Genomic DNA, 18,863 nt, shown 5'->3' on the forward strand with positions numbered 1-18,863 from the left:
AGAGACATTCGCTCCACGTCGCCGTCAGCGCTTGTGAGCTAGGTCTCACGGATAAAGGTAAGATTCGATCAAAGATCGCGCAAGGGTTTTGGATCAAAGATCTAAAAAATTGGCGAACGACGACGCCGAGGCCCCCTGCGGCGAACAGGGGCCTCGGCGTCGTCGTGGGTTGAGGGAGGCTAGCGGCCGCTGGGCTGGGCGGCCAGAAGGGCCTTGATGCGGTCGGTCGCGTTGGCGAGGGACGCGTCGTTGACTGCGGCCGCGCCGATCGGGTCGTTGTGGCGGGCCGCGGCGATCAGGTCCTGCTGATAGCGCCAGAGCGAATCGTCTCCAGGCGTCTCGAGAGTTCCCGTGGCACCCACGATCTTGTAGGCCCGGCACTGGAGCCAGAGGTTCCGGATCACCTGGACGAGGAATGGATTGCCCGCGGCGTTGTAGAGGATCGCGAGCATGGCCTCGTCGTGATCGAGGAGCGCGGGCACGCGGTGGTCGTCGATCGCCTCGCGCATGAGGTCGTACTCGGCCTGCATCCGGTCGCAGTCTTCGGCCGTGATGCGCTCGGCACCCAGTCGGGCCGCTTCGACCTCGAGCAGGCGCCGGATGTCGTAGACGTGGACGAGTTCCTCGAGCGTGAGCGCCTTGACGACGGCCCCCCGATGAGGCTGGCGTTCGACCATGCCGGCCTCCTCGAGCCGACGGATGGCCTCGCGCACGGGCATGGCGCTCGTTCCGACCTGCTCTGCCAGCTCCCGCACGGTGAGCCGAGAGCCCGCGGGCAGATCGCCGTTGAGGATCGCCTCGTGGATCGTCGCGTAGACCTGATCCGTCAGCAGCGCCGGCTCGGCCCTCTTGGAAATCGCCATGGATCAAATATAAGGACGCGCCCGTGCGCCGCCGTGCCGCCTCGCTCGAATCGATCGCGCGGACTGCGGCCGACGTCGCCCCATCCAGATTCGATCTTGTTTGATCTTTGATCGAATACTACTATGGTGAGCGTCACACCAGCCCCCGCATCCCGGCAGCGCCGATGAGGGCGGTGAACTCCCTCAGCCCTGCGCAGCGCTGGCACTCCCCTGCTCGAGGTCGCGGCGAGGGAGATCGAATCGGTTTCGTAGAAGGGCACTTCCAATGAAAGACGTTGTCATTGTCGGTGGCGGCCTCGCTGGCCTCTCGGCCGGCTGGCGCCTTCGACACTGGGACACCTTGCTGCTCGAGTCGGAGGAGCGCGTGGGCGGGCGGATCCGCTCGGAACGCCGGGGCGCCTATTGGCTGAACTGGGGCGGGCACGTCTTCGCAGGTCCCGGCTCCTCGACCGACGCCCTGCTGAACGAGGTCGGGGTGACCGCCGTCGAAATCCCCGGCTCGCTCCAGGCACTAGCCATGAACGGTGCGTTCATCCGCGAGGGGCATATCGCCACGTATCCCTTCCGGATTCCCATGCCGCTCTCGTCCCGCATCGCCACGCTGCGCGCAGGCATGAAGGTCGTGGCCGGCGTCGCGAAGTACACGGGCGTCGTGCGGAAGCGTCCCGGGGAGTCCGGCGCGATGCGCCAGCAGCGCATCTACGACTTCGAGAACAACACCTCGTTCCTCGACTTCGTCGGCGATCTCCCGGAGGACGCGGCCGCCCTCTTCAAGACCACCGTCACGCGATCGGCCGGCGACATGGACCAGATCTCGGCGGGTGCCGGCATCGGCTACTTCAGCCTCGTCCTGGGCATCGGCCAGGGGCTGAACCGCGGCATCGTGGGTGGCCCCTCGACCCTGACCGAGACGATCGCGGCCTCGCTCGGCGACCGCGTCCAGCTCGGGGCGACCGTGCACGAGGTCGTGCACAGGAAGGACTCCGTCCTCGTCCGATACAGCCAGGGCGGCGTGGACCGCGAAGTCGAGGCTCGCGCCGTCGTCCTGGCGACGACCGCCGACGTCTCGCACCGGATCGGCGTCGACCTCCCCGAGGATCTGCGCGGGGCCCTGAGCCAGATCAAGTACGGCCCGCACGTGAGCACCGCGTTCCTGACCAACGAGACCTCCGCGCGGCCGTGGGACGACATCTACGCCATCGCGGCGCCCAAGCGCTCGTTCGCGATCGCTCTCAACCAGGCCAGCATCGTGCGCGGATCGGAGTCCGTGCGCAAGCCGGGCGGGAGCTTCATGACCTTCTCCCCGGCGAGCCTCGGACGCGCGCTCCTGGACAAGAGCGACGAGGAAATCATCCAGACCCACCTCGCCGATCTCGATGCGATCCTCGGCCACGGATTCGCCGACAGCGTCGTCGAGGCCAAGGCCGCGCGGTGGAAGGTCGCCTCGCCGTACTGCTTCCCCGGCCGCGCCAAGCTCCAGTCGACGCTCATGCAGGGGGCCCGGCGCGTCTTCCTCGCCGGAGACTTCCTCGGGACCCTTTACACCGAGAGCTCGATCACCTCGGGGTTCTCGGCGGCACAGGAAGCCGCGAGCGTGCTCGCCACGGACCGCCAGGCGCCGCGCCTTTCCGGGGTCTCGACCGACGCCGCCTGACTCCCCCACCCCGCCGCCCACACCAACCGAAACCACTGCTCGTCTGACAACGAAAGATCACTCATGTCCCAGAACCTCCGCGGTGTCCTCACCGCGCTCGCCACTCCCTTCGACCAAGACGAGGCCATTGACGTCGCGACGCTGCGGCGCGTCGTCGACCGCTCGATCGACGCCGGCGTCGACGGAGTCGTGGCCGCGGGCTCGACCGGGGAGGTCGGCGCCCTCTCCTCCGACGAGCGCCTGCTCCTCATCGACACGGTCATCGAGCACGCGAACGGCCGCGTCCCAGTCATCGCCCAGACCGGCGCGACCTCGACGGCCGAGGCCATCCGCCTCTCGAAGGCCGCCGAGAAATCCGGCGCCGATGTCCTCATGCTCATCACGCCCTACTATGAGCCGCTCTCCGTGGAGGAAACGGTCGCGTACATCAAGGACGTCGCCGGCGCCGTCGACCTCCCGGTCATGCTCTACAACATCCCGGCCGTCACGGGCGTCAACCTCGACCCCGCCACGGTCCGCTCGCTCGCCGAGGAGGTCGAGAACATCCGCTACATCAAGGACTCGAGCGCGAACTGGGAGCAGGCGCTCCAGCTCATCCATCACCACGGCGACGTGATCGGCACGTTCATCGGCTGGGACGCCTACGCGTTCAGCGCCCTCGTCGAAGGCGCGGCCGGCGTCATGGCCGGCACGGCGAACGTGGTACCGGACGAGATCGTGGCCGTGAGCCGCCGGATCGCCGACGGCGACCTCCTCGGAGCCCGCGAGCTGTGGAACCGCGTGTACCCCGTCATCGACGCGCTCCTCTCGGTGCCGTTCATCCCGTCCGTCAAGGCCGGGCTCGGCCTGCAGGGGATCCCGGCTGGCTCGCCGCGGCGCCCCACGGCCGGCCTCAACGCCGAGGACTTCGCTCGGCTCGAGCACGCCCTCGCGGCCCTCAAGAACGCCCCCGCCCTCACACAGACCATCGGCTAACGCCGCCCCAACCCGGCAAGGAGTCCCCATGACCGTCTCAGATCAGACCGCGTTCACCCTCCGGCGCGCCTCGGGCGCGGCCTCGCTCCTCGCTCCGGAGGAGCTGCCCCCGGCCCAGCACTTCATCGACGGCGCCTTCCGCGATCCCGCCGGCGGGCTGGCCGACGTCGTCGAACCCTGCTCGGAGCAGGCCTTCGCCCAGGTCGCCGTCGGAACGGCCGACGACGTCGACGCGGCGGTCGCCGCGGCAGTCGCCGCCAAGGCGGAGTGGGGCCGGATGCTGCCCAAGGAGCGCTCGGGGCTCCTGCTCCGCATCGCGGACCGCGTGGCCGAGCACTACGACCTCCTCGTCCGGCTCGAATCGGCGGACACGGGCAAGCCGTTCTCGGTCTCCCGGGACGACGTGGACAGCACGATCGACTGCTTCCGCTTCATGGCGGGCGCGCTGCGGGCGACGACGACGATGGCCGCGGGAGACTACGCCGAAGACCACCTCTCGGTCATCCTGCGCGAGCCGCTCGGCGTCGTCGGCGTCGTCACGCCGTGGAACTACCCGCTGCTCATGGCCGCGTGGAAGATCGCCCCGATCCTGGCCGCGGGGAACACCCTCGTGATCAAGCCCGCCGAGCAGACCTCGCTCACGACGCTCAAATTCGCCGAGCTCGTCGCGGACCTCCTCCCGGCCGGGGTGTTCAACGTCGTCACGGGCAAGGGCTCGGTCGTCGGCGCCCGCCTCGCCGAGCACCCCGACGTGGACATGATCGCCCTGACCGGCTCGGTCGGCAGCGGCCGCATCGTCGCGCGCGCCGCGGCAGAGACCCTCAAGCGCGTCCACCTCGAACTCGGCGGCAAGGCGCCCGTGGTGATCTTCGACGACGCCGACCTCGACGCCGCCGCGGCGTCGCTGCGCACGGCCTCGTTCTGGAATTCGGGCCAGGAATGCGGAGCCGCGTGCCGGGTCCTCGTGCACGAGTCCGTCGCCGAGCAGTTCATCGACCGCCTCGTCGCCCAGGTCCGCGAGCTCGCCGTCGGCGAGCCGCTCGCCGGGGAGGACATCGAGATCGGCCCGCTCTTCTCGCGCGAGCACTACGACCGCGTCCTGGGCTACCTCGACCGGGCCCAGCAGGAGGGCATCCGCGCCGTCGTCGGCGGCTCCGCCCTGCCCGGGCCGGGCTACTTCGTGGCCCCCACCGTGCTCATCGACGTCCCCGAGGGCGCCGAATGCGCGCGCGAGGAGATCTTCGGTCCGGTCGTAACGGTGGAGACTTTCGCGGACGACGACGAGGCGATCCGCCGCGCGAACGACGTCCCCGTGGGCCTGGCCGCGTCCGTGTTCACCGAGAACGCCCGGCGCAGCCACTGGGCTGCCGCGCGGATCGACGCGGGAACGGTGTGGGTCAACTCCCATCTCGTCATCGCCACGGAAGCGCCGTGGGGCGGCTTCAAGGGATCGGGCTACGGCCGCGACCTCTCGATCTACGCCCTCGACGACTACTCCCGCACGAAGCACGTCATGCACAACCACGCGCGCTGACCCGGCCCGCGAGTCTGCCCCGCTGCCCTGCGGCCGCGGGGCAGACTCGCATCCGGGACGGATCTACCAAGGAGAAGCGAATGATTTCTCGCCAGATCGAAGAGAGCCGGAAAGCCGAGCCCCGCGAGCCGCTGCGGGTCGCCGTCCTGGGCGCGGGTCAGCTCGGCCGCTCGATCCTCGCAGGCCTCGCGCGGTCCCCGGCCCGGGAGGCGATCGAGCTCGCCGCGACGACGCGCCGCCCGAGCGATCTCGGCCCGGATGTCTGGGCTGCGAGCCTCGAGGACGACGCGCGGGCGAACCAGACGCTTGCCGCGTGGGCCGACGTCGTCGTGCTCGCGGTCAGGCCCGCGCAGACGATGCCGCTCGCGGCCGAGATCGCGCACGACGTCCAGCCGGGCGCCGTCGTCGTCCCGCTCGCGATCGGCGTGAGCGCCGCGGACCTCGAACGCGCCTTTCCGCCGTCGGTCGACGTCGTGCGCGCGATGCCCAACCTCCCCGTCGAACTCGGCCTGGGCGTGACCGGGCTCAGCCCGGGAACCCACGCGAGCCCGGGCGGAGCCGCGCTCGCTCGAGACCTCTTCGAGCTCGTGGGCACGGTCGTCGACGTCCCCGAGGACCGACTGGACGTGCTCGCCATGGTCTCGGGCGCGGGCCCGGCGTACGCGTATTTCCTGCTCGAGGAGCTCGCCGCCGCCACGCGCGGCCTCGGCTTCGACGACGCGGTCGCGTCGACGCTCGTGCGCGAGACGTTCCACGGCGCCCTCGCGCTGCTCGACGCGTCAGGGCGTGCCGCCTCCGCCCTCCTGGGCGAGATCGCGAGCCCTGGCAGCGCGACCGAACGCGCGATCGCCGTCCTCGAGGAAGGCGCCCTCGCGAGCCTCTCCGAGCGGGCGATGCGGGCCGCCGTCGCACGGTCCGTCGAGCTGCGCGACGCCATCCGGCACGCGTGAGAGCCGGAATTTCCTACGGTGGATGACACCGCTTCGGACATGATCGCGTTACCGCCCGAGGGGTTCAGTGACGAAGTCCCCGTACGGACGTTTTGGTGAGTTCCCTGACCGGTCCTGCGTACTGGCAGGTACTGGCAGGTACTGGCCCCACCGGAATCGGGTACCCGCCACTGAGGCGCGCTGCCGTCGCGCCGCAGGAGACTGGACCTGCCGTACACCGACAACAGGGGGTCCAAGTGAACGCACAGGCGGAGATCCTTGCCGACGCCATGAGAGTGCTCCGTGATCGCGGGCTGATCGCTGACGGCGATCCGCTGTCGAAACGTGATCAACCACAGCGCGAGTGGCAGATCGTGCAAGAGGTCAGCGACGTCATTGAGAGCCTCCCTCCGGAGGCGTGGGATGCCCTCACCCATCAGCAGCGCCAGATCCTCCTCATCGCGCGGGCCACGGTCAGGCATCACCCCGGAGCACCCGGATTGGCGCGCGCCTGGTGGTAAGGGGGGGTGCCGGCGGCGTCAGACCCGCGCCGGCGCGGCCGCCCGGATGAGCCCGAAGAGGTCCTTCGGGTCCTCGGGCGCGGCGACGAGGTCGATCTCTTCGTAGAGGTCCGTGCCGTCGACGGCGTCGCGCACGAAGCGCAGGGCGGCGAAGTCTTCGACGGCGAACCCGACCGAGTCGAAGATCGTGATCTGCTCCTCGGAGACCCGCCCCGGGGCCCTGCCTGTGAGCACCTCCCAGAACTCGGTCACGGGGTAATCGGCGGGCATCTGCTGGATCTCGCCCTCGATCCGCGTCTGCGGGGTGTACTCGACGAAGACGTCGCCGAGGGCCAGGATCGCGGAATCGAGCTCCGTCTTGCCCGGGCAGTCTCCGCCGATCGCGTTGATGTGCACGCCGGGGCGGACGAGATCGGCCGTGAGGATCGTGGCGTACGCCTTGTCCGCGGTGCACGTCGTGATGACGTCGGCGTCCGCGACGCACTCGGCCGCCGAGGACGTCGCGACGACGTCGAAGCCCAGCGGGCCCAAGTTGCTGGCGAGCTTCTCCATGGCGGCGGGATCGGTGTCCCACACGCGAACCGACTCGATGCCGAGCGCGGCGCGGAACGCGAGGGCCTGGAACTCGGCCTGCGTCCCGCAGCCGATCAGCGCGAGGGTCCGCGAGTCCGTGCGGGCGAGGCGCTTCGCGACCATGGCCGATGTCGCCGCCGTCCGCAGCGCCGTGAGCACCGTCATCTCGGCGAGGAAGGTCGGGTAGCCGTTGTGGACGTCCGCGAGGACGCCGAACGCGGTCACCGTCTGGTAGCCGCGGGCCGGATTCGAAGGGTGGCCGTTGACGTACTTGAACCCGTAGGTCTCGTCCGTGCTCGTCGGCATGAGCTCGATGACGCCGAACGCCGTGTGGCTCGCGACGCGGGGCGTCTTGTCGAAGGACTCCCAGCGGCGGAAGTCCTCCTCGAGGTAGGCGATCATGCCGGACATGATGTCCTCGGCACCGCGGCCTGCGGCCCAGCGGACCATGTTGCGGACGTCGACGAAACGTGCCATGTGAACGGGCTCCTTCGGTGGATCACGGGGTCCCGTTCACACTATGAACCGACGATATGCACCATCAACGGCCGAAGAGCGCGACTTTCGTCGATCAATTAATCACTTCGACGAGCCCGTTTGGGCATTCTGCAAATAATCAGCGGAGCACAGAGCTCAGGAGAAGGCTCGTCTCGCTGTTGACGATTCCGTCGATCCCGCGAATCCGGCCCAGCACGCCGTCGAACGTGCTGAGGCTCTCGGTGCGCAGCTCGGCGACAAGATCCCAGCGCCCGTTGGTCGTGTGCAGCGCGAGGATCTCGGGGAAGCCGCGCAGCCTCGCGATGACCTTGTCCGCCGACTTCCCCTCGACCTCGATGAGCGCGATCGCATGGATCGCGAGCGGATCGGCCTCGTCGCGCACGCGCGCCGTGAAGCCGATGATGACGCCTGAGGAGACCAACCGGTCGATGCGGCTGCTCACGGTCGCCCTCGCCACGCCGAGCCGCCGTGCAAGGCTCGCCACGGACTCGCGCCCGTCCTCGCGCAGGGCGGACAGGAGCTGCCGGTCGAGATCGCTGAGGGTCACCATGGACCCAATGTAGTGCGCGGGTCTGTCGGGGCCGCGGGTTAGCCTGTGTGCACCAAGCCACCACGAGCGAGCAGGAGCACGAACATGGACTTCGGCAGCTACGAGACCCTCATCGTCGAGTTCGCCGACGGCGTCGCGACCGTCACGATCAACCGCCCCGAAGCCCTCAACGCGCTCTCGCGTGAGGTCATCGACGAGCTCGCGAAGGTCTGCGACCTCTTCAGCGGCCTGGGCGACGCGCGGCGCGAGGACGGCGACGGCGCGAACCGCGGCGGAGCCGGTGCGGACGACGACGGCGCATGGCCTGTTCGCGGCGTGATCCTCACGGGCGCGGCCGGGAAGGCGTTCGTCGCGGGCGCCGACATCCGGGAGATGACCTCGATGTCGCCTGACGAGGCCGTGGCCTACGCGCGCTCGATGCACGCCGTGACGCTCGCTCTCGAGGCCCTCCCCGTGCCCGTGATCGCGTGCGTCGACGGCTACGCGCTCGGTGGTGGATGCGAGCTCGCGCTCGCAGCGGACTTCATCTACGCGAGCGAGAGCGCCCAGTTCGGCCAACCCGAGGTCAACCTCGGCCTCGTCCCCGGCTTCGGCGGCTCCGTGCGGCTCCCTCAGCGCATCGGCCTCGGCATGGCGCGCGAGCTCATCTACACGGCCCGGCGCCTGACCGCGCACGAGGCCTCTTCGCTCGGCCTCGTCAACGGCGTCTTCCCGACGCGCGAGCAACTCCTCGCAGCGGCGGCCGCGACGATCCGCGAGATCGCCACGAAGTCGCCCACCGCCGTCGCCTTCGCCAAGCGGTCGATCAACGAGGCCGTGGGCCGGACGACGGCGGAAGGGCTCGACGTCGAAGCGAACGCCTTCCGGGCCGCGTTCGAGACCGAGGACATGAAGGAAGGGACCGAGGCGTTCGTCGCCAAGAGATCCCCCGTCTTCCCGGGCCGGTAACAGGCGGCGGCGCGGGCGAACTCCGAGGGGCCTCACATCGGGATGCCTCCAGGTGAGGGGCACGCGCCGATGCACAATCGCGCTCCAGCAGCATCACAGGAGAACGACAGGAGCGGTCGCGAGAGTAGAGGGCATGACGACAGCCCTCCGCTCTTCCGAACGGCACTCCAGGCCGCCGGGCCACGGCCCCGGCGCCGCGCTGGCCGAGACACTCCGCGACCGCGGCCGCCGTCGTCTTTTCCGGGAGGACGCGCTCACGGTGCTCGCGTGGGCATCCGGGGCCGCCGCCGTCGCCCTCTACCTCGCCGACGGCGGTGCCGCGCAATTCCACGGACTGAGCCCCGCGCTCACCGCGATCGGCGTGGTCGCGGGCCTCATCGGCACCGACCTCGTGCTCGTCATGCTCCTGCTCGCCGCGCGCATCCCGCTCATCGACCGCGCGATCGGCCACGACCGGGCCATGGCCGTGCACGGGAAGCTCGGCAAGCCCGCGCTGTACCTCATCCTCGCGCACATGGTCTTCCTCCTGCTTGGCTATGGCGTCACGGACGGCCTCAACCCGATCGCCGAGGGCGTCTCGATGTGGGTCAACCTGCCCGACATGTGGCTCGCGTTCCTCTCGATCGTGCTGTTCCTCGCCGTCGTCGTGACGAGCCTCGTGGCCGTACGCCGGCGCTTCCCGTACGAGTTCTGGTACGTCGTCCACTTGCTCACGTACGCGGCCGTGCTCACGGCACTCCCGCACCAGTTCAGCGTCGGCGGCCTGTTCGCAGACGGGCAGTGGCAGCGCTGGTACTGGATCGCGTTCTACATCCTCGTGCTCGCCGCCCTCGTCCGCTACCGCATCTGGGCGCCGATCGCACTGACCTTCCGCCATCAGCTCACCGTCCAGCGCGTCGAGCCGGCGGGCGACGGCGCCGTCAACATCGAGCTCACGGGCCTGCGCCTCGAGGAGCTGGCCGGCTCGGGCGGGCGCTTCTTCATCTGGCGATTCCTGGCCCCGGGGCTCTGGTGGCACCACCATCCGTTCAGCCTCTCGGCGGACCCCGCCGCGGGCAGCCTCCGCATCACCGTTCGGAACCTCGGCCGAGGCAGCGCGTCCCTCATGGCTGCGAAGCCTGGCACTAAGGTCTCGCTCTCCGGCCCCCACGGCCTCTTCGGCCATGCCGCGCGGACCCGCCCCGGGCTCGTGCTCGTGGGCTCGGGCATCGGGATCACCCCCCTGCGCGCGATCCTCGAGCGCGCGGAATTCGCACCCGGCCACGCGACCGTCATCCTGCGCGGCTCGACTCAGGGGACCCTCTACCTCCGCGACGAGATCGCCGAGCTCTGCCGGCAGAAAGGGGCGACCCTGTACGAGCTCGTAGGCCACCGCGCCCGTAGCGGCAATACGTGGCTCCCCCGCCATCAATCGGGGCTCCGGCTCGCGGACTACGTCGCGAACCTTGCGGAATCCGATCTGTACGTCTGCGGGCCGACCACGTGGGCCGACTCCGTCCTCGCCGACGCGAAGGCCTCGGGGCTCTCCGACGAGCAGCTCCATCACGAGAGGTTCGACTGGTGAGGGCCCGGGCAGCAGCCGCGGCCGCCCTCGCGTCCGCCGGGATCCTCGCGGCCGGGTGGCAGGCAGGCGCGCGGGTCGTCGAGGCCGCGAGCGTCACGACCGGGACGAGCGGCACCGCGCTCGGAAACTCGGGCGCGTCAGGCGCTGCAGGCGGCTCGGGCACGTCGGGCGGCTCGGGCGCGGGAACCTCCGGCGCCGGAAGCACCTCCGGCTCGGCGGGCTCCGCCTCGGGAAGCCAGGGGTCGTCGTCGTCCGGCTCCCTCAAGAACGGGACGTTCACGGGCGCGGCGGAGGAAACGCGCTTCGGCGAGGTGCAGGTGCAGATCGTCGTGGCCGGCGGGAAGATCACCGACGTCAAGGCGCTGCATCTCACGGACGCCGAGCGCCGCTCGCAGATGATCAGCGCCTATGCCGCCCCGACCCTCCGGTCCGAGGTGCTGCAGGCGCAGTCCGCGAATGTCGACACGGTGAGCGGCGCCACCGTGACGTCCGACGCGTATCTCTCATCGCTCCAGGCGGCGCTCGATGCAGCCCGCGCCTGATCCGCACTGCGTCACGCGGACGTTCCTCGCGATGGGGACCGTCGTGAGCCTCACCGTCGCGTTCCCTCATGACACCGCGCGGGACGAGGCCGCGGACCGGATCTCAGCCGCGAGCCGCGTGATCGAGGCCGACTTCGAGGCCCTCGAGCGGCGCTTCAGCCTCTATCGCGCGGATTCCGAGGCGAGCGACGTCGCCCGCGGCGTGCTCCGGCTGGCCCATGCGAGCCCCGAAATGCGCGAGTGCTATGTCGAAGCCGTCACGTGGCGGCGGCTCACGCACGGTGCCTTCACGGCCGAGCGGCCCGACGGCGTCCTCGACCTGAGCGGGCTCGTGAAGGGTCGCGCGATCGCCGAGGCCGGCAGTTCGCTCGCAGCCCTCGGCCTGCACGACTGGTGCCTCAACGCCGGCGGCGACGTGCTCGTCTCAGGCACGCCTGCGCCGTCGTCCGCTCGCGCGGGGAACTCCTCGCACGCGGAGCGCCCGTGGCTTGCGGGGATCGTCGACCCGGCGGACCGGCGCACGCTGCTGGGCGCCTATCCGCTGTGCGGCGCGCCCGAAGTTCCCGGGCGCACGACGGCGGGCCGACGGCTTGCGCTCGCGACGTCCGGGAGCGCGGAGCGCGGCGATCATATCTGGGCGGTCGGCTGCGGCAGGCCCGAGTTCGCCCAAGTGAGCGTTGCCGGGCCGGACATCGTGACGGCGGACGTCTTGGCGACCGCGATCGTCGCGGGGGGCCGCGAGATGCTCGACCTCGCAGCCGCCGAATGGGACGTCGACGTGCTCGCCGTCATGCGCGAGGGCGAACTGCTCGCGACGCCCGGCTTCCGGGCGCCACGCGCTGCGTAGGCCCGGCCTACGCTCGCGCGCGCCGCTCGAGGATCCCCTTGAGCCGCGCGAGGTCCTTGACATTCGCGCGCCGCATCGTCGACGCCATGAACGGCGCGGCCACGGACGCGAATCCGCTCGGCTGCCCCGCGTTGCGGAGGGTCATCAGGGTGCCGCCTGCGCCGTCGTCCGCCCACGTGTACGTCGTGCGCATCGGGAAGGGGCCCTGTGCCGTCGCCATCACGAGCCGCTCCCCGGGCACGAATTCCTCGACGCGGTACGTGTACGCGAGGTCGCGCCCGAGGAAGCGGGCGGCGAAATCGACCTCGCTGCCCACCGCGAGCGGCTTCGGGGTGCGCCACGTGGCCGAGCGGATGTTGACGTACCACTCGGGCGCGTTGTCCGGGTCCGCCGCGTAGGCCGCGACGTCCGCCCGGGGACGGTGGATGACAGCCGAGGTCAGGACGTCAACCACGGACGGGCACCCGGCCGGTGAACGCGACGAGGCGATCGAGGGCGTGGGCGGACTCGTCGACGACCGTCTCCTCCGCGAACGATCCGCCCGCGCGGACCTGGTCGGAGATCGTGGCCTTCGCGAGGCCGAGGATGTACTCCGAGAGTTCGGGCGTGACCTCGAGCGGGCGGCCGAGGGCCGTCGCGTAGTCCCACGCGTGGACGAGGAACTCGAGGTTGAGGATGTTGCCCACGAACGCGGCGGGGAGGACGGCGAAGCCCATGTCGAGCTCGCCGCCGAGACCGTGGCGCGCGAAGGCCTCGAGCGTCGGCTGGGCGACGGCGGCGATGCGCACCTCGGCGGGGGCGTTGGCGTCGTCGTCCGGAAGAGCCGCGCCGAGCGCCTTGGCGATGCTCACGATGCTCCCGCGGAGGTGATCCGTGAGGGCGGCGACGGTGAAGTCGGAGCACGGGGTCGGGAGACCGGCAGCCTCAGCGCCGATGGCGGTGAGCACGCGCGACAGGACGGCGAATGAGGCGTCGGCGCCGTTGAGCTGGTCGAAATCCTCGGGCTTCTCCCAGACGTCGAGCCCGGCATCGCCCGACTCGGCCAGCGCAACGAGGCGGCCGAGGTAGTGGGTCCAGCCCTGGGCGTGCATGGCCTCCTGCTCGGGGCTGAGCCCAGCGTGGACGAGCGTGAGGTTCGTACCGCCGTCGGCCGGTTCGAGCGTGAGGCTCAGATCCGAGCTGCCTGGGGCGACCTCCTCGCTGCCCTCCCAGCCGAAAGCGAAGGAGATGCGCCGGCCGGGCTCGACCTCGATCACGGTTCCGGCTGCGTGGGCGCCCGGGACGACGGTCCATCGGAAGTCGCCGCCCGCGCGCACGTCGATGCGGGCGGAGATGGTCATCCAGCGGCGGAGGCGCTCGGGCTGGGTGATGAGCTCGAAGGCCTCCGCAGGCTCGACGGGCAGGAAGACGGTCTTCGTGAATGACATGGCGGTTCCTTCAGTCGGGGTCGGTCTGGCGGCTGGGGCGTGGGGTCAGGCGTGCGAGCGCTTCGGCGTCGGCCACGAGGAGGTCGAGCTCCCGCGTCCAGAACACGGCGACCTGCTCGCGGAGGCGGGCCATACCGCCGGGCGAGAGCCGGTAAAGGCGGTTCCGGCCTTCCTTGCGGACCTCGACGAGGCCCACGTCGGCGAGCAGGAGGAGGTGCTGGGAGATGGCGGAACGCGAAACGCTGAAGTGATCGGCGAGCGAGGTCACCGAGCACTCCCCGGCCGCGAGCAGCTGGAGGAGCTTGCGGCGGTTCGGCTCCGCAGCGACTTCCAGGAGATCGGGCACGATGAATACGTTAGCGTTGGCTAACGCGATTGGCAAGGGCCGCTCTCCCATCGACTGCTCCATAACTGTCGTTTTCGAGGCTCAAAACGACAGTTATGGAGCAGTCGATGACGGGGCTAGAGACGGGTGAGGGCGGGATACTTGGGGCTCAGGTTGTCGCCCGAGGAGCGGCCCGTGAGCCGGCGCATGACCCACGGCCCCGCAAACTCGCGCGCCCAGACGGCATTGGCGCGCAGCCGCTCGCGCGCGCTCAGGACGGGAAGCTCGGGCGCGTCTGGGAGCTCTGCGAGTCCCTCATGCTCGAGGACGCCCAGCACACGGTTGGCCATCGTCGCGTGCCCGAGGGCGGACATATGCATGCGGTCCTCGGCCCACATGCGCCAATCCTGGAACTCGTGATAGCGCCAGTAGTCCACGAGCGTCGCACCGCGCCGGTCCGCGATCCACCGGACCTGCTCGTTGTAGACGGCCGTCCGCCCGCGCATCGCGCCGAAGATCTTCGACGAGCCCGCGTCGAAGCCAGTGAAGAGGACGACTCGCGCCCCGGCTTCCTGAAGGCGGGCGACGGCGGCGTCATACTCCTCGAGCAAGGAGTCAATGTCGACGCGCGGGCGCAGGATGTCGTTCGCGCCCGCGTACAACGTGACGAGAGTCGGGCGGAGGGCGAGTGCCGGTTCAAGCTGCTCGGCCACGACTTGGCGCAGCTTCTTCCCGCGGATCGCCAAATTCGCGTACGCGAAAGCGGGATCGGCGGCCTGGAGGCGCTCGGCCGCGCGATCGGCCCACCCGCGGACGCCGTTCGGCCGCGACAGGTCGGGATCGCCGACGCCTTCCGTGAACGAATCCCCCAAGGCGACCCAGCGCGTGCTGAACTCCGCGCTCATGCCGCTCCCCCGCCGTCGCGCGCGGGCTGGTGCTTCGGGCACGGAAGGGTGGGATCCCGGGTGACGTCGCGGAAGATCCACGAGGCGTCGTCGAGCTGCGCGACGATCTTCTCCGCGACGTCGGCGAGGAGCCGGGTGTCGTTCTCGTCGAGCCCGTCGAACACCATCTCGCGCACGCGCTCCACGTGGTCCGGGGCGAGATCGAGGATCGTCTCCCATCCGTGATCAGTGAGGTGTGCGGTCGTGACGCGGGCGTCGTCGGGCGAGGGCTCGCGATCGATCCACCCGCGCTTCTCGAGCTTCGACACGACGTGGGAGAGCCTCGAAAGCGACGCCGAGGTGCGGGCGGCGAGCTCCTTCATCGGGAGGGACCGGCCGTCCGCCTCGCTCAGCATCGCGAGGACGTTGTAGTCGAAGAGGGAGAGCCTCCCGAGGGAGGTCAGATGCGCGTCGAGCGCGGCTGGGAGGAGCGTCGTCACGCTCAAGAGGGCCAGCCAGGCGCGGCGCTCGTCGGCCGAGAGCCAGCGGGGTTCCGTCACGGATACCAAGCATAGGACGGTCTCCCGGCTTGGACCCGAGGCGACCTCCTTCCCGCTCGCTGTTCCGCGCCGTCGCCCGCTCCTCTAGCCTGTCTCGCGGAGGCCCCACACGTCCGCTCGGGAAGGAACGCCATGACCGCAGGTCTCGCCGCGATCGACCACATCGTCGTCCTCATGCTCGAGAATCGATCCTTCGACCATATGCTCGGCTACCTCTACCATTCGTCCGGAAACGTCTCGCCGAGCGGCGCCCCGTTCGCAGGCCTCTCCGGCACGGAAAGCTGCCCGGGGACCGACGGCAAGCCCGTGGCCGTGCACCCCATCACGCCGACCACGCCCGATGCGTATTTCATGCCGGGCGCCGACCCAGGCGAGGGCTTCAAACGGGCCAACAGCCAGCTCTTCGGGACGCCGAATCCCCAGCCCGGCGCCACCCCGGCAATGAACGGCTTCGTGACCGACTACGCACAGGCGATCAAGGACAACCAGGCGAAGAAGTGGTACGTCGTGCCCGGCACGGCGCCCGAGTGGATCATGGGCTGCTACACGCCCGAGGCCCTCCCCGTGCTGAGCGGGCTCGCGCGCGGCTTCGCGGTGTGCGACCACTGGTTCAGCTCCGTACCGACCGAGACCCTCCCCAACCGCGCCTTCACGTGCGCCGGGACGAGCCAGGGCCACATGGACGACGCAACGAAGTCGTACTCCGTCACGAGCATCTTCGGGCTCCTCGGCCAGCACGGCGTCCCGTGGAAGATCTACGGGTACAGCAAACAGCCCCTCACCCGGCTCAACTTCCCGGACACGCACTCCGCGGGCGCCGCGAACATCGGCCTCTTCGCCGACTTCAAGGCGGACGCGGCGGCCGGCACACTCCCCGCGTTCGCGTTCCTCGAGCCGAGCTGGAGCTCGACCGGGAACAGCCAACATCCGAACTACAACATGGCCCTCGGCGAGCAGCTCATCCTCGACACGTATCGGGCCCTCGCGGCAGGCCCCGGCTGGGCCAAGACGCTCCTCATCATCACGTACGACGAGCACGGGGGCTGCTACGACCACGTCCCTCCGCCCGGCGGCGCCACGCCTCCGGACAGCTCGCTGGGCCAGTTCGGCTTCGACTTCACGCGCTTCGGGCCGCGCGTCCCGACCGTGCTCGTGAGCCCGCTCATCCCCGCGGGCTCGGTGTTCCGCGTCCCCGACAGCGGCACGCCGTTCGACCACACGAGCATCCTCGCCACGGTCGAGCACCGCTGGAACCTCCCTCCCCTCACGCACCGGGACGCCGCGGCGCCCGACGTCGGCGGGGCGCTCACGCTGGACGTTCCCCGCAGCGACGATCCCCTCGCGGGGGTCACGGCTCCGACGGCGCCGCCCGTCCCGGCCCAGCTCGCCGCCCAGCCCTCGCATCTCGCCCAGATCCGGGACGAGCTCGCGCTGACGGTCCCGCCGCCGGCCTAGCGGCTCGCGTGCCGTTCTGGGGGTCACGTGCTGTGGATATCACCCACGGGAGGTGACCCCGAAACGGCCACAGACGACGGCGCGTGGCTAACCTTGGGGCATGACGTCCGCCGGCCGCTTCGCCCCCAGCCCCTCTGGCGAACTCCACGTCGGGAACCTCCGCACGGCGCTGCTCGCGTGGCTCTTCGCGCGATCGACGGGCCGCCGCTTCCTCGTCCGCGTCGAGGACCTCGACCGGGCGCGGGCGGGCGCCGAGGAGCTTCAGCTCCGCGATCTCGCATCGATCGGGATCGACTGGGACGGCGATGTGGTGCGCCAGACCGAGCGCGCCGAGTTGCACGCGAGCGCCCTGCGCCGCCTCGCCGCCGACGGCCTCACCTACGAGTGCTTCTGCACGCGCCGCGAGATCCAGGAGGCGCCGAGCGCCCCGCACGCACCGCAGGGCGCGTATCCCGGCACGTGCCGCGACCTCACCGAGGCGCAGCGCGAACGACGGCGTGCCGAGCGTCCCGCGGCGATCCGCCTGCGCGCGGGGGTCAGCGAGTGGGCCGTCACGGACGTCCTTCACGGGCGGTATGCGGGGCTCGTCGACGACTTCGTGCTCCAGCGCAACGACGGGGTAGTCGCGTACAACCTCGCCGTCGTCGTGGACGATGCCGAGCAGGGCGTGGACCAGGTTGTCCGTGGCGACGACCTCCTGCCGTCAACCCCGCGGCAGGCCTATCTCGCCGGGCTCCTCGGGTACCGCGTGCCCGAGTACGCCCACGTGCCTCTCGTGCTCAACCCGGCCGGCCGGCGTCTCGCGAAGCGCGACGGCGCCGTGACCCTCGCGGCGCTTGCCAGCGCCGGGGTCGGGCCGGAGCGCGTCACGGAGCTGCTCCTCGCGTCGGTCCGGCTCCCCGGTTCCCCCTCCGCCGCCCTCGCCGCGTTCGCCCCTGCCGCGCTCCCCCGCGAGCCGTGGGTGCTCGACCCCGCGGAGCTGACGTCGCGGCCGCCTCATCGCGCTGAGCTCTCGGGTCTGGGCGGATCCACCGCCGTCTGAGCTGTCCCCGCGACCTGGCACCACCGAGGAGCGCCTACTGCATCGTGAAGCGCCGCGACGTCCAGGCCCGCACGGCGTCGACGCGGTAGAGCTCCCCGAAAACCGCATTCCGCGCCGCCATGAGCGGCCCCGGGAGCGGCCTCCCCAAGGCCATGTTGAGCCCCGCATGCCGGGCCGCCTCGGCCGCCGCGCGCCGTCGCCCGCTCTCGACCGCAGCCCACAGCTCGGGCCACGCGCCGTCGTCCTTCGCCGCCCGCGCAAGCAGTGGCGCGAAGGCCTCGGCGTCGAGCCAGCCGAGGGTCATGCCCTGGCCGCCGATCGGGCTCAGCTCGTGCGCGGCGTCGCCGAGGAGCACCGCGGGCCCCCGCACCATCGACTCCGCGAGCCGCTCGCGGACGGTGAACGTGCTGAGCATCGAGTTCGTCGCAGCGTCGACGGCCACCCCCGTGCGCTGCGCAATGAGCCGCGCGAGCTCGCCCGGCGTCGCGTCCGCCAAGGGAGAATCCAGGTGCACGACCCATCGCCGCACGCCGCCCGGGAGCGGGAACGATTCGACGATCCCGCCCGGCTCGAGGTGCAGGACGGCGGCGTGGCCGTCGTCGGTCGCGTCGGCATAGTCGCCCATGACGTACGCGTCCGGGTACGCCCGCTCGCGCACCGCGATGCCCAGCGCGGCCCGGAGTGGCGAGTGCGCGCCGTCGGCCGCCGCGACCCGCCGCGCCGCGAACCGCGTCTCGCCCGCGGGGACCTCCGCATGGACGACGGCGCCGCCCGCCTCGGGCTCGACGGCGACCGCGCGCACGCCGCGCCGCAGCGCGTCGGGAGCGAGCTCGGCGAGGCGGGTCTCGAGAGCCTCCTCGGTGCGCCACTGCGGGACCGCGAGGATGGGCGGATCGAACTCGAGGCGCGCAATATCGTGGCCGCCCGCTCGCGCGACGCCGTCGCGAAGCTGCACCCCCGCCGCCGCGAGGCCGGCCGCGACACCCGCCGACTCGAGGACGCGCAGGCCGGGCGGGTGGATGCCGATCGCGCGCGAATGCCGCAGCCGCTCGGCGCGGGCTTCGAGCACGACGACGTCGACGCCCCGCCGCGCGAGGAGCACCCCCAGGCAGAGGCCCACGGGCCCGCCCCCGACGACGACGACGTCGTGCCGCTCGGGCGCAGTCATGCCG

The 18,863-nt window shown here is 70.9% G+C and carries 20 protein-coding genes; 11 read left to right on the forward strand and 9 right to left on the reverse strand.

What is annotated here, in order from left to right:
- Nucleotides 1-179: 179 nt before the first annotated feature.
- Nucleotides 180-863 (reverse strand): GntR family transcriptional regulator, encoded by a 684-nt coding sequence (locus SPF06_RS13125; RefSeq protein WP_323279543.1) that lies wholly within the window; start codon nucleotides 861-863, stop codon nucleotides 180-182.
- Between the two features lie 265 nt (nucleotides 864-1,128).
- Here SPF06_RS13125 and SPF06_RS13130 point away from each other — a divergent pair, with 265 nt between their 5' ends.
- The 5 genes from SPF06_RS13130 (at nucleotide 1,129) to SPF06_RS13150 (ending at nucleotide 6,476) form a co-directional block, all read left to right on the forward strand.
- Nucleotides 1,129-2,517 carry a protoporphyrinogen/coproporphyrinogen oxidase gene (locus SPF06_RS13130; RefSeq protein WP_323279545.1) on the forward strand — a complete coding sequence of 463 codons (1,389 nt, stop codon included), beginning with the start codon at nucleotides 1,129-1,131 and terminating at the stop codon, nucleotides 2,515-2,517.
- A gap of 63 nt (nucleotides 2,518-2,580) precedes the next feature.
- On the forward strand, nucleotides 2,581-3,492 hold the full coding sequence (gene dapA / locus SPF06_RS13135; RefSeq protein ID WP_323279546.1) for a 4-hydroxy-tetrahydrodipicolinate synthase: 912 nt from the start codon (nucleotides 2,581-2,583) through the stop codon (nucleotides 3,490-3,492).
- A 28-nt stretch (nucleotides 3,493-3,520) separates the two neighbouring features.
- A complete protein-coding gene (locus tag SPF06_RS13140; RefSeq protein ID WP_323279547.1) occupies nucleotides 3,521-5,026 on the forward strand; it encodes an aldehyde dehydrogenase family protein in 1,506 nt (501 codons plus the stop codon).
- Nucleotides 5,027-5,106: 80 nt separating this feature from the next.
- On the forward strand, nucleotides 5,107-5,976 hold the full coding sequence (locus tag SPF06_RS13145) for a pyrroline-5-carboxylate reductase family protein (RefSeq protein WP_323279548.1): 870 nt from the start codon (nucleotides 5,107-5,109) through the stop codon (nucleotides 5,974-5,976).
- 236 nt (nucleotides 5,977-6,212) lie between these two features.
- Complete coding sequence (locus tag SPF06_RS13150; protein WP_323279549.1) at nucleotides 6,213-6,476, forward strand: hypothetical protein; 264 nt, start codon at nucleotides 6,213-6,215, stop codon at nucleotides 6,474-6,476.
- Between the two features lie 18 nt (nucleotides 6,477-6,494).
- Here SPF06_RS13150 and SPF06_RS13155 read toward each other — a convergent pair whose 3' ends face one another.
- Together SPF06_RS13155 and SPF06_RS13160 are read right to left on the reverse strand one after the other, a co-directional pair.
- On the reverse strand, nucleotides 6,495-7,526 hold the full coding sequence (locus SPF06_RS13155) for an ornithine cyclodeaminase (RefSeq protein WP_323279551.1): 1,032 nt from the start codon (nucleotides 7,524-7,526) through the stop codon (nucleotides 6,495-6,497).
- Nucleotides 7,527-7,665: 139 nt separating this feature from the next.
- Nucleotides 7,666-8,097 (reverse strand): Lrp/AsnC family transcriptional regulator, encoded by a 432-nt coding sequence (locus SPF06_RS13160; RefSeq protein WP_323279552.1) that lies wholly within the window; start codon nucleotides 8,095-8,097, stop codon nucleotides 7,666-7,668.
- 84 nt (nucleotides 8,098-8,181) lie between these two features.
- Here SPF06_RS13160 and SPF06_RS13165 point away from each other — a divergent pair, with 84 nt between their 5' ends.
- The 4 genes from SPF06_RS13165 (at nucleotide 8,182) to SPF06_RS13180 (ending at nucleotide 11,998) form a co-directional block, all read left to right on the forward strand.
- Nucleotides 8,182-9,045 carry an enoyl-CoA hydratase/isomerase family protein gene (locus tag SPF06_RS13165; protein WP_323279553.1) on the forward strand — a complete coding sequence of 288 codons (864 nt, stop codon included), beginning with the start codon at nucleotides 8,182-8,184 and terminating at the stop codon, nucleotides 9,043-9,045.
- A 133-nt stretch (nucleotides 9,046-9,178) separates the two neighbouring features.
- The gene (locus tag SPF06_RS13170) at nucleotides 9,179-10,609 is read left to right on the forward strand and encodes a ferredoxin reductase family protein (RefSeq protein WP_323279554.1); all 1,431 of its coding nucleotides are present in this window, start codon (nucleotides 9,179-9,181) and stop codon (nucleotides 10,607-10,609) included.
- Nucleotides 10,606-11,151: an FMN-binding protein gene (locus tag SPF06_RS13175; protein WP_323279555.1), complete on the forward strand. Its 546-nt coding sequence runs from the start codon at nucleotides 10,606-10,608 to the stop codon at nucleotides 11,149-11,151. The genes SPF06_RS13170 and SPF06_RS13175 overlap by 4 nt, the downstream gene beginning before the upstream one ends.
- Nucleotides 11,135-11,998, forward strand: a complete 864-nt coding sequence (locus SPF06_RS13180; protein ID WP_323279556.1) for an FAD:protein FMN transferase — start codon at nucleotides 11,135-11,137, stop codon at nucleotides 11,996-11,998. The genes SPF06_RS13175 and SPF06_RS13180 overlap by 17 nt, the downstream gene beginning before the upstream one ends.
- Before the next feature lie 7 nt (nucleotides 11,999-12,005).
- Here SPF06_RS13180 and SPF06_RS13185 read toward each other — a convergent pair whose 3' ends face one another.
- From SPF06_RS13185 to SPF06_RS13205, 5 genes are all read right to left on the reverse strand, one after another.
- Nucleotides 12,006-12,452: an SRPBCC family protein gene (locus SPF06_RS13185; RefSeq protein WP_323279557.1), complete on the reverse strand. Its 447-nt coding sequence runs from the start codon at nucleotides 12,450-12,452 to the stop codon at nucleotides 12,006-12,008.
- Nucleotides 12,445-13,425, reverse strand: a complete 981-nt coding sequence (locus SPF06_RS13190) for a TIGR03086 family metal-binding protein (RefSeq protein ID WP_323279558.1) — start codon at nucleotides 13,423-13,425, stop codon at nucleotides 12,445-12,447. Before SPF06_RS13190 ends, SPF06_RS13185 begins: the two co-directional genes overlap by 8 nt.
- Before the next feature lie 10 nt (nucleotides 13,426-13,435).
- Complete coding sequence (locus SPF06_RS13195) at nucleotides 13,436-13,771, reverse strand: ArsR/SmtB family transcription factor (protein ID WP_323279560.1); 336 nt, start codon at nucleotides 13,769-13,771, stop codon at nucleotides 13,436-13,438.
- Nucleotides 13,772-13,887: 116 nt separating this feature from the next.
- Nucleotides 13,888-14,655: an SGNH/GDSL hydrolase family protein gene (locus SPF06_RS13200; RefSeq protein ID WP_323279561.1), complete on the reverse strand. Its 768-nt coding sequence runs from the start codon at nucleotides 14,653-14,655 to the stop codon at nucleotides 13,888-13,890.
- Nucleotides 14,652-15,194, reverse strand: coding sequence for a MarR family winged helix-turn-helix transcriptional regulator (locus SPF06_RS13205; RefSeq protein WP_323279563.1), 543 nt, complete (start codon nucleotides 15,192-15,194; stop codon nucleotides 14,652-14,654). The genes SPF06_RS13200 and SPF06_RS13205 overlap by 4 nt, the downstream gene beginning before the upstream one ends.
- A 132-nt stretch (nucleotides 15,195-15,326) precedes the next feature.
- On the opposite strand from SPF06_RS13205, the gene SPF06_RS13210 reads away from it, so the two are divergent.
- Together SPF06_RS13210 and gluQRS are read left to right on the forward strand one after the other, a co-directional pair.
- Nucleotides 15,327-16,649, forward strand: coding sequence for an alkaline phosphatase family protein (locus tag SPF06_RS13210; RefSeq protein ID WP_323279564.1), 1,323 nt, complete (start codon nucleotides 15,327-15,329; stop codon nucleotides 16,647-16,649).
- 100 nt (nucleotides 16,650-16,749) lie between these two features.
- Nucleotides 16,750-17,691: a tRNA glutamyl-Q(34) synthetase GluQRS gene (gene gluQRS / locus SPF06_RS13215; RefSeq protein WP_323279566.1), complete on the forward strand. Its 942-nt coding sequence runs from the start codon at nucleotides 16,750-16,752 to the stop codon at nucleotides 17,689-17,691.
- Between the two features lie 34 nt (nucleotides 17,692-17,725).
- Here gluQRS and SPF06_RS13220 read toward each other — a convergent pair whose 3' ends face one another.
- The gene (locus SPF06_RS13220; RefSeq protein WP_323279567.1) at nucleotides 17,726-18,859 is read right to left on the reverse strand and encodes an FAD-dependent oxidoreductase; all 1,134 of its coding nucleotides are present in this window, start codon (nucleotides 18,857-18,859) and stop codon (nucleotides 17,726-17,728) included.
- Nucleotides 18,860-18,863 lie beyond the last annotated feature (4 nt).

The organism is Sinomonas terricola, assembly GCF_034931225.1.
Classification (GTDB): Bacteria; Actinomycetota; Actinomycetes; order Actinomycetales; family Micrococcaceae; genus Sinomonas; species Sinomonas terricola.